At 29.5% G+C, this 10,831-nt stretch carries 8 protein-coding genes and 1 pseudogene; 6 read left to right on the forward strand and 3 right to left on the reverse strand.

From position 1 onward, the window contains the following. The first annotated feature begins 1 nt into the window (after window position 1). From EU96_RS05360 to purF, 3 genes are read left to right on the forward strand one after another with little or no spacing between them, the layout of a single operon-like run. Window positions 2–709: a PRC-barrel domain-containing protein gene (locus EU96_RS05360; RefSeq protein ID WP_032526452.1), complete on the forward strand. Its 708-nt coding sequence runs from the start codon at window positions 2–4 to the stop codon at window positions 707–709. Window positions 710–712: 3 nt separating this feature from the next. Then, window positions 713–3,052, forward strand: a complete 2,340-nt coding sequence (gene purL, locus EU96_RS05355; protein WP_032526453.1) for a phosphoribosylformylglycinamidine synthase subunit PurL — start codon at window positions 713–715, stop codon at window positions 3,050–3,052. Window positions 3,053–3,099: 47 nt separating this feature from the next. Beyond that, the gene (gene purF, locus EU96_RS05350; RefSeq protein WP_032526454.1) at window positions 3,100–4,560 is read left to right on the forward strand and encodes an amidophosphoribosyltransferase; all 1,461 of its coding nucleotides are present in this window, start codon (window positions 3,100–3,102) and stop codon (window positions 4,558–4,560) included. Here purF and EU96_RS05345 read toward each other — a convergent pair. From EU96_RS05345 to queG, 3 genes are all read right to left on the reverse strand, one after another. After that, entirely contained in the window at window positions 4,557–6,998 is a 2,442-nt protein-coding gene (locus tag EU96_RS05345) for a DNA gyrase/topoisomerase IV subunit A (RefSeq protein WP_032526455.1), read from the reverse strand. The two genes, purF and EU96_RS05345, sit on opposite strands and share 4 nt — an antisense overlap. A 77-nt stretch (window positions 6,999–7,075) precedes the next feature. Further along, window positions 7,076–7,939, reverse strand: a complete 864-nt coding sequence (locus EU96_RS05340; protein WP_032526456.1) for a tetratricopeptide repeat protein — start codon at window positions 7,937–7,939, stop codon at window positions 7,076–7,078. After that, window positions 7,940–8,881: a tRNA epoxyqueuosine(34) reductase QueG gene (gene queG, locus EU96_RS05335; protein WP_032526457.1), complete on the reverse strand. Its 942-nt coding sequence runs from the start codon at window positions 8,879–8,881 to the stop codon at window positions 7,940–7,942. A gap of 147 nt (window positions 8,882–9,028) precedes the next feature. On the opposite strand from queG, the gene EU96_RS05330 reads away from it, so the two are divergent. The 3 genes and pseudogenes from EU96_RS05330 to EU96_RS05320 form a co-directional block, all read left to right on the forward strand. After that, complete coding sequence (locus EU96_RS05330; RefSeq protein ID WP_032526458.1) at window positions 9,029–9,769, forward strand: DUF502 domain-containing protein; 741 nt, start codon at window positions 9,029–9,031, stop codon at window positions 9,767–9,769. Between the two features lie 3 nt (window positions 9,770–9,772). After that, a complete protein-coding gene (gene nusB / locus EU96_RS05325; protein ID WP_032526459.1) occupies window positions 9,773–10,399 on the forward strand; it encodes a transcription antitermination factor NusB in 627 nt (208 codons plus the stop codon). A gap of 58 nt (window positions 10,400–10,457) precedes the next feature. Continuing rightward, window positions 10,458–10,831: pseudogene (locus tag EU96_RS05320) on the forward strand (signal recognition particle-docking protein FtsY); the annotation flags it as partial.

Consider the following 10,831-nt stretch of genomic DNA (forward strand, 5'->3'; position numbering starts at 1 on the left):
TTTGAAATTACCTAAAGAAATTTTATTAAGTGAATTACTAAATTTTAGTATTAAGGGTAATAAGGCTCTTAATTACGGCAATGGTGAAAATGTTTGGATGCATCCTCCAGTTCATCGAATTTTAGGATGGTACTCTCGTCCTTCAAATTTTGATTTAAAACGAAATGTATGGCGATTAAATCAAATTAGTCAAATAATTGATAATGAAATTTATGTTAAAGGTGATCCAGCGATTTCTGATTTAGCAACTTTAAATAGGTTTCCAAATTTAATAGAAGCTAATCTGATAAATATAAATGGCTCAAAAATAGGAGTTATTGCAGATTTTTTATTTGAAATGAAAACTGGTAAAATTAAATATTATTTAGTTTCTCGATCGAATCCTAAGTTTCCTGGATCTAGTAGATGGAAATTAAATATTGAAAATATTAATGATCAACAACCTGGTTTAGTATTTTGTGAAAGTAGTTCTCTAGATGATTTATCTTTAATAAAATCAAGTATTAAAAATCAATTTTTGCAAAAAGGAAAAAAAATTATTGATAGATTTGATGATATGAAAAATATAGCTTCTAATAGATTAGAGGATTGGCTTGAAGAAGATGAAGATATAAACCAAAACTTAGATTTTAAACAAAAAAGTTTTTATAATGAAAATAGAACATCAAGATCTTTTAGTGAAAAAAAAGAAGATGAACCTTGGATCTAAATAATGAGAAATCAAGATAATAATGATCTATATGATCTCAATGAGGTACTTAAATTTGAAAATTTAACAATTAACGATTACGAAGAAATTTGCAATAGATTAAAGAGAAAACCAAATAGGACTGAATTAGGAATGTTCGGTGTTATGTGGTCTGAACATTGTTGTTATAGAAATTCAAAACCTCTTTTATCTAAGTTTCCCACCAAAGGAAAAAATGTTCTAGTTGGTCCTGGAGAAAATGCTGGCGTTATTGATGTTGGAAATAATCAAAAACTTGTTTTTAAAATAGAAAGTCATAATCATCCCTCTGCAATTGAACCTTTTCAGGGAGCGGCAACAGGGGTAGGAGGAATATTAAGAGATATTTTTACAATGGGAGCAAGACCAATAGCAGTATTGAATTCATTGAGATTCGGAAATATTGATAAACCATCAAATGTCGATTTGCTTAGAGGAGTTGTATCAGGTATCGCACATTATGGAAATTGTGTAGGTGTACCTACTGTTGGTGGTGAAATTTACTTCGATGATAGTTATTCAGGTAATCCTCTTGTCAATGTTATGTCTTTAGGACTTTTAGAGACTAATGAAATTGTTTGTTCTGGTGCTAAAAATGTAGGATCACCTGTATTATATGTTGGCAATACTACTGGAAGAGATGGTGTCGGTGGTGCTAGTTTTGCAAGTTCAGAATTAACAGCTACTTCATTAGATGATAGACCTGCAGTGCAAGTAGGTGATCCATTTATTGAGAAAAGTCTTATAGAAGCCTGTTTAGAAGCTTTTAAAACAGGAGATGTAATAGCTGCTCAAGATATGGGTGCGGCAGGTTTAACATGTAGTAGTGCAGAAATGGCTGCAAATGGGAATTTAGGCATATTTATTGATTTAGATTTGGTTCCTTCTAGAGAAGATAACATGTCTCCATACCAATATTTATTGTCTGAATCGCAAGAGAGAATGTTATTTGTCGTGAAGGAAGAAAAAATTAATGAACTTATTCAAAAATTTAATAAATGGGGATTATATGCCAATGTAATTGGTGAAGTAATAGAGACTAAAGAGGTAATTATTTCTCATAAAAGTAAAATTGTTGCTCAAATCCCTACTTCTGCTTTATCTGATGATACTCCTGTGAATATTCATAATGTAATGAATAATCCACCTGATTATTTGTTAAAGAAATGGGAATGGAAAGAAAATAATTTACCAGAAATAAAGGAGGAAAAAATTTTTTCAATGAAGGATAATAAGAGTTTTTCTTATTCACAAATAATTTTAAAACTTCTTTCTAATCCCTCTATAGCTTCTAAAAGATGGATTTATCAACAATATGACTCTCAAGTTCAATCAAATACAGTTTTTAAGCCTGGAGAATCAGATGCAGCTGTAATAAGATTAAGAGAACAAAATGAAAAAAATAAAAATAAAGTATTTTCTGGTGTGGCTGCTTCAGTTGATTGTAATAGTAGATGGGTCTCTCTTGATCCTTTTAGAGGAACTATCGCTGCAGTTGCAGAATCTGCAAGAAACGTCAGTTGTGTAGGGGCAGAACCATTAGCAATTACAAATAATTTGAATTTTTCTTCTCCTGAGACTGAAATAGGATATTGGCAACTTTCATCTTCATGTAAAGGGATTTCTGAAGCCTGTAAAGTTTTAGAAACTCCTGTTACAGGTGGAAATGTCTCTTTATACAATGAATCAAAAAATAAAGATAATAAAATTACACCTATTAATCCTACGCCAGTCATTGGAATGGTTGGGAAGATAGATAATGTTGAAAAAGCTATAAGTAGTGAATGGAAAAATATTAATGATGAAATTTGGTTAATTGGCTCTTATAAATCAGAAACGACAATTGCTGCTAGTTCTTATTTGGAATATTTTCATGGAGAAATTACAGGTCGCCCTCCAAAAATAGATTTGCTGGATGAAAAGTTTTGTCAGAGTTTTTTGAGAAATGCAATTTTAAAAAGTTTTGTAGTGTCTTCTCACGATATTAGTGATGGTGGTTTAGCAATAGCTTTAGCAGAGTGTTGTATTTTGTCCTCAAAAGGTGCAACGATTGAAATACAGAAAGATCCTAATAGAGATGATAATTTATTGTTTGCAGAAGGAGGTTCTAGAATCATTTTTTCAATAGACAAAATGAAAGAAAAAGAATGGCTTAATTATCTAAAAAATATTAAAATAGATTTTCAACCAAGTTTATATTTAAAAAAAATAGGATATGTTTCTAATGAATCTCTTAAGATAAAAATCCAAGAAAAAAATATTTGCAATATTAGGGTTGAGGAATTAACAGAAAAATTTAATAATAGTATTTCAGGTCACTGTTAAATATGAAAAAAAATTCTCAACTATCAAAATTTTTTAGAAATTAAGTTATGTGCGGAATAGTTGGAATCGTTTCTTCAGATGATGTAAATCAACAAATTTACGATAGTCTTTTGTTACTTCAACATAGAGGTCAGGACTCAACTGGTATAGCTACAATGGAAAATACTATTTTCCATATACATAAGGCTAAAGGTCAGGTTAATACTGCCTATAGAACCAGAGATATGAGAAATTTAATAGGAAAAATTGGATTAGGTCATGTTAGATATGCAACAAAAGGCTCAGCAGAAAGTGTAGAGGAAGCCCAGCCTTTTTACGTTAATGCTCCTTATGGAATTGTTTTGATACATAACGGCAATTTGACTAATACTAGAGATTTAGAAAAACAATTATTTAATATTGATAAGCGGCATACAAATTCTTCAAGTGACACTGAAATGTTATTAAATGTGTTTGCAACAGAATTGCAAGAACAAATTGATAATCAAGAATTAGAGCCTGATATTATTTTTGATGCTGTCAAATCTTTACACAAAAGGATTCAGGGATCATATGCTTCAATTGCATTAATTTCAGGACATGGTTTATTAGCCTTCAGAGATCCTTTTGGTATAAGACCTTTAGTAATAGGAAAAAGATTTTCATCGACTAAAATGAAAGAGGAGTGGATGATTGCTAGCGAATCTTTAGTACTTGAGAATAATGATTATCAAGTAGTGAGAGATGTAGATCCTGGTGAAGCTATTTTTATCAATCTTAATGGTGAGTTTTTTGCTAAGCAATGTTCTGAAAACCCAATGTTATGTCCCTGTGCTTTCGAATATGTTTATTTAGCTAGGCCAGATTCAATTATGAATGGAATTTCCGTTTATAAAGCTCGTTTAAAAATGGGAGATTATTTGTCTGAAACAATAAAAGAAACAATTAATTCTGGAGATGTTGATGTTGTAATGCCTATTCCTGATTCTTCTCGACCTGCCGCTATGCAAGTTGCAAGACAGTTAGGTATAGAATATAGAGAAGGTTTTTTTAAAAATAGGTATGTTGGCAGAACATTCATAATGCCTGGTCAGCAGCAACGTAAGAAATCTGTAAGACAAAAATTAAATGCTATGAGTGCGGAGTTCAAAAATAAAAATGTTTTAATTGTTGATGACTCAATAGTAAGAGGGACTACTTCAAAACAAATTGTCCAAATGGCAAAAGATGCAGGAGCAAATAAAGTTTTTTTTACATCGGCAGCACCTCCTGTACGTTTTCCTCATGTTTATGGTATTAATATGCCTAATAGAGATGAATTAATAGCTCACGATAGAACAATAAGTCAAATTGCTGATCAACTTGAAATTGATAACCTCGTTTACCAAAGTGTTAAAAATTTACGAAAATCAATAATAAGTGATTCTCCTATTCAAGATTTAGAGATGAGTTGCTTTACTGGTTCTTATGTAACAGGAACAGTAAATCAAGAGTATTTAAATTGGGTAGAAAATGAATATAAATCTTAGTCGAGAAAGTTTTCGAGTCTAAAACAATTTTCGATATATTCCCCTTTTTCTATTTTTAATGAATCAATTAAAAAATTAGATTTATTAGATTTGAAATTTAATTTATCAAAATTTAACCTAGAAGATTTATTTTTATTAGTTTCAATATCTAGATAATTGTTACTTGGTAAAATTTTGATGAAGTAATCGTTTTTTATTTGGGTTTTTTCATTTAAATATCCCAAACTGTATTCATTAGCATAATAAATTTCATTACTATTTATACAAAAGATCTTTCCTTGTTTAGAAACCAAATAAATATTTTCGCCATTTTGATATGGACAACAAGAAACAATCATTTCAGTGGGCAAAAGTTTTGCAAGCATTAAACCTTGAGATTGTTTAGAAGTCGGCGTTAAAAATTTATTTGATAAATTAAATTTAAAAATTCTTCCTATTGAGGTTAATATTATTAAATTTTTTTCTTCATTAGAAATAAATGAATCAATAGTTTTAATATTATTTTTTAATTTTGTTATTGCGAAAGATCTATTACTTTTAATCATATCATCATCAAATAAAACTTTTTTGAACCTTCCATCCGAATTCAAGATACATAAATAATTTTTAATTCCTTTTTTAATTGAATGAAAATTAATTATTTCATTTGGATCAATATTCCCAAGGATTTTACTATCTAATTTATAGTCATTATTAATATTTGATTCCCAATCAATGTGAAAAACTTTTCCGGTAAAAGTTATTCCAATTATTTTTATATTTTTTTCAATCTTACATATAAATTTTTGAATATTTTTATTTTCTATAATTTTATTTACATCTTCAAACGATTTCTTATAGTTGCTTAAAATAATTCTGCGCAAATATAGTCTATTGTCTATAAATAATTTTGTTTTTCTATTTATAAAGTCTTCTAGTATTTGATTATTAATTGTTTCCAATTCTTCATTCTGATCTATATTTTTAAGTAGTTTTGTTTTTCTTTTAACATTATATTTTTTCTTTAATATCAAGAATTCTTCTATTAGTAATTCAAGTAAAATTTTTCTTTCATTTAATAACGTTTGAAAATAATCTTTCTTTTCTTGTAATTTTTTTATATCATCATCTATTTGATTTCTTTCTAGACTTGTTAATTTTTTTAGTGGCATATCCAAAACTGAATTTGCTTGTTTTTCACTTATGTAAAAATATTGAATTAATTTTGATTTAGCTTCTGCAGAATTTTTTGAATTTTCAATAATCTCGATGACTTTTTTTATGTCTTTTGTTGCTTTAGATAAACCCTCTAATATTTCTAGTTTTTCAATGGTGTTTTTTAGAAAATAATTAGTTCTTTTTCTAATTGTTTCTTCTCTAAATTCAAGGAAATAGTTTAAATATTCTTTTAAGTTTAGTTGGACAGGTTTGCCTTTAATTAAAGCTAAAAAAATTGCACCAAAGTTGGTTTGGAGAGTTGTTTTTTTATATAAGTTAGAAATTACAAGTTCAGGATTAGAATCTTTTTTTAACTCTATGACAATTCTCATTCCATCTCTATCGCTTTCATCTCTAATATCAGAGATTCCATTAATTTTGCTTGAATTAACAAGCTCTGCTAGTTTTTCAATCCATCCAGCCTTACTTATTTGATAAGGAAGTTCTGTAATAATTAATGCATTTCTTTTATGTTTACCTTTGCCTAAATTTATTTCTTCGGTGTTAATCACACCTCTAATTGTTATTGACCCTTTGCCCGTTTCATAAAGTTCTCCTATAGCTTGACTATAAATTAATTCTCCACCTGTTGGAAAATCAGGTCCTTTAATAATGTTAGAAAGTTTTTTATTAGTTAGATCTTTGTTTTCTATTAAAGCAATTAAACCATCTACTATTTCTCCTAGGTTGTGGGGTGGAATATTTGTTGCCATTCCAACGGCAATACCTGATGATCCGTTTAACAATAAAAATGGAAGCTGGGCTGGAAGAACATCTGGTTCTTTTTGTGATCCGTCAAAGTTATTTGAGAAATTTACTGTTTCTGATCCAATCTCTTCAAGAAATCCTTTATGAGCTATTGGAGCTAATCTGGTCTCAGTATATCTCATTGCTGCGGGTGGATCATTATCAACAGATCCAAAATTTCCATGGCCGTCTAGAGTAGGATATTTAGTTGAAAAATTTTGTACTAGCCTTACTAATGCATCATATACGGCTTGATCTCCATGAGGATGGTACTTTCCAAGTACGTCTCCAACAACTCTCGCGCACTTTCTAAATGGCCTATCCGGTGTTAAACCTAATTCGTACATCGCAAATAGTATTCTTCTTTGTACTGGCTTAAGTCCGTCTCTTGCGTCGGGTAGAGCTCGACCAACTATTACACTCATTGCATACTCCAGATAAGAACGTTGCATTTCTTCTTGGAGAGAGATAGAAGTGAATTTTTTCTTATCCATCAGAGCGTAAAATTAAATATGTATTTATTAACTAAATTAAGACTAATAGGTAAACTAATATTTTCCAGTATTGACAATTAAGAAGATGCATTTATTTTCGATTTTGCCAATATTACATCTGTTTGAAGCTGATCATTTTGTAAAAGTATTTCTGTTGAGGCTTGCAATTTTTCCCCCCATAACTGTTCTTTTCTATAATCGTAGTTAACGTAGTTAGGATCTTTATTTAAAGCTTTTTTTGCTAGTTGAAGAGCTAATTTAATATCTTTCATTCTCAAACACGAAGCTAATCCTAGTAATGGCTCTGCGTTGTCCTCAATTGAGATTGCTTTTTCAAAGAGTTTTATAGATAGATTGATGTTGTTTTTCTCGAAATAAGCTAAACCTTGATTATTTATTGCTTGCCAGAAATCAGGTTTGATCTTCACAGATTTATCAAATAACTTGATTGCTTCTGCGTAATTATTTTCCATTAATAAAATATTTCCTAATTGAAAAATAGCTTTATAGTTATTTGATTCAATCCTCAATGCAGTTTTCAAAGCAGTCTTTGCATTTTGTAATTTTGAAATTTTCAGATATATATTACTTTGAAGAATGTATGTTTCGCTATTTTTTGGATTAATTTTTTGTGCTTTATTTAGAGAAATTAACGCATTTTTGTATAAATTGTTAACTAATTGAGCTTCAGATAAAATTAACCATAGTTTTTCATCAGTGTTATTTATTTTTACAGCTAACTTTGCTAAGTTAAGGCCCTGTTCAAATTGTCCAAAATATAAAAGTTGATATGCATTTTTTCCAATAGATAAACCTTCACGTTCTAAATTGTTTTTTGTTGGAAAATAGTAATAGGGTACTATTGATTCAACTTGTTCTATTTTAAAAAAGTAAAAAAAGATAAAAGAAACGCATATTAATTTTTTAAAAAATTTATTCATTTATTTTTTACCTAAATTTGCTTTTATGTTTCTTCTCCACATCCAAGGTTTAATTCTTTTTAATGTGCTTCCTTTTAGATGTTTTGCCCAAGTTTTATCATTCCAATTTAATGAATTTACATTAAGATTTCTTATCCACTCTTTTGGAGTGGTTTCAAAAGTATTGTTGTATGGGACTGTTTTATTCCAAGGGCATACATCTTGACAAATATCACATCCTGCAACCCACCCATTTAAATTTTTTTCTATCTTTTTTGGAATAGTTTTTTCTCTACTTTCTATGGTGTGATAAGCAATACATAGATCTGATTGTATTACGAAAGGTTCTACTATTGCTTTAGTGGGACAATGTTCAATACAAATATCACATTTTCCGCAAAGTGATTGATGAGGTTTATCTGGTATTAAATCCTTTGTAAGTAAAATAAAACCTAAAGTAATCCAAGAACCATTTTTTTTGTTTATAAGATTACTATTTTTACCTATCCACCCAAGTCCTGATTCCTCAGCCCATGCTTTTTCAAGAAGCGGCGAGGTGTCAACACATATTTTCCATTTGCAATCAGGAATTACTAAATTGATCCATTTTCCAACATTCTTTAATTTTTTGTAAATCACTTTATGGTAATCCTCTCCTTGACTAAATTTTCCTACCTTGAAGAGGTTGTTGCTTTTGTGTGAACTAATATAATTAAATCCAACGCTTAGAACACTTTTTGCATTTTCAAGAAGTGAGCCTATATTTTTCCTTCTTTCTGCTTCCATCCATTTCATCTCAGCATGATGGTTATTAGATAACCATCTTTCTAATGCATTAGTTCTTAATTTTATGCGCGAACTGCCTGGTATTGAAGCAATTCCAGCAATTGTAAAACCTTCAGAAATTGCTCTTTTTTTTAATTTCTGACTTATTTCTTTTATGTCTTCGATGGTATCGATCATTTCTTTATTCTTTATAGCATTTCTTTTTTAAAGTTATTTTTAAAGATGAAACTAATAAATAATTTAAATTTATTAATGAGAAATATATCCTAACTCAATAAAAACAGTTAAATTATTAGTAAAGTTAGTATAGTTAAGAACATTATTTTGGTTGAATCTAATCAAAATCAAAATCAAGATTCGAACTTAGGATCTAGGCTCCAACAGGATCTAAAGAACGATCTGATAGCGGGGTTGTTAGTTGTAATACCTTTAGCAACAACTATTTGGTTGTCATCATTAGTTAGTAAATTTGTTTTAACATTAGTAACTTCTGTTCCTAAGCAATTAAATCCTTTTATTACTTTAAATCCTTTATTACAAGATTTAATTAATCTTTCTTTGGGTTTAACAGTACCTTTATTGGCTATTTTGCTTATAGGCTTAATGGCTAGAAATTTTGTTGGAAGATGGTTATTAGAATTTGGAGAAGGTACCTTATCAAAAATTCCTGTAGCTGGTGCAGTTTATAAAACTCTTAAGCAATTGCTCGAAACTTTCTTAAGTAATAAATCTAATCGCTTTAGAAGAGTTGTATTAGTTGAATATCCACGTGAGGGATTATATAGCGTAGGCTTTGTAACTGGTGATGTTGGTCCTTCTTTGCAGCCAGATTTGGAAGAAAAGTTGCTAAGCGTTTTTATACCCACAGCACCAAACCCAACGACTGGTTGGTATACCTTGGTTCCTGAGTCTTCAGTTAAGGATTTGGATATTTCTGTAGAAGATGCTTTTAGAACAATAATTTCGGCTGGTATAGTTAATCCGGATGAGAAAAATAACACTACAAACCCAACATTTTCAAAATTATTTTCTCAATTACGTGCCTCCACTAATACTTCTTCTTAATTGATGCATAATAAATCCCTTTCTAGAGAATTATCTTTAATTTCTCTTGGCCTTATAAAAGATAAAGGTGATTTCAAATTAAATAAATTTCAGATAGAAGAAATTTTTGAATCTGCTTTGGATTCTCTTATTAACCATTGCAGAGATGAATTAGATATTTGTGAATCAGAGTTAGAAAATGCATCACAAAAAATATTAGATAGTGAATTGAAGGAAGGTATTGATTCCTCTTTTTCAAATGTTAGAGATGACTTAAAACAATCTCTTACAAAAATTGAAACTGTAATGAATACACTTTCAATCACTTTAGATTTTCCAAAATTAATAGTTTCTAGTGGTCAAATTGATGTTAGAGATGATGTGAATAATAGGATTAGTAATACTATCAATAATTTTAAGATTATTGATTCTGATATTGATAAAGCAATGGAAGGCTGGAGGTTAAAAAGATTACCAAGAATAGATAGAGATATTTTGCGATTAGCCTATGTGGATATTCATTTTCTTAATACACCTGTTGCTGTTGCTTGTGATGAGGCAGTTAATTTAGCGAATAAGTATAGTGATATTCAAGGAAGAAAACTGATTAACGGAATTTTAAGGAGATTACAAACAGTTAAATTGCAATGATTATTTGATATAAATAAATAGTATTTAAAAATTTATTTAATACGAACTACAAATATCAATGACAAATACTGATTCTGATAATTCCCGAGAGTGGGCTGCTCAAGCTTATGCACTTTTAAAAAAACAACAAGAAGAGCAAAAACAAGAATTACAGAAGAAAGAAGAGCAAAAACAAGAATTACAGAAGAAAGAAGAGCAAAAACAAGAATTACAGAAGAAAGAAGAGCAAAAACAAGAATTACAGAAGAAAGAAGAGCAAAAACAAGTGTTGACTGATAGTGCTAACAAAGAAAAAATTGCTGTCCCGCCTGAAATTATTGCTGAGCCTGAACTAGGAGAATTAGATGACAATTTTACTTGGTCAGCAATGGTATTAGCTGCTCAAGGAAAAAAAAATAAATCAAATATCTATAGATGAAATTGATTGGCTCA

Source organism: Prochlorococcus marinus str. MIT 9302, assembly GCF_000759975.1.
Classification (GTDB): domain Bacteria; phylum Cyanobacteriota; class Cyanobacteriia; order PCC-6307; family Cyanobiaceae; genus Prochlorococcus_A; species Prochlorococcus_A marinus_M.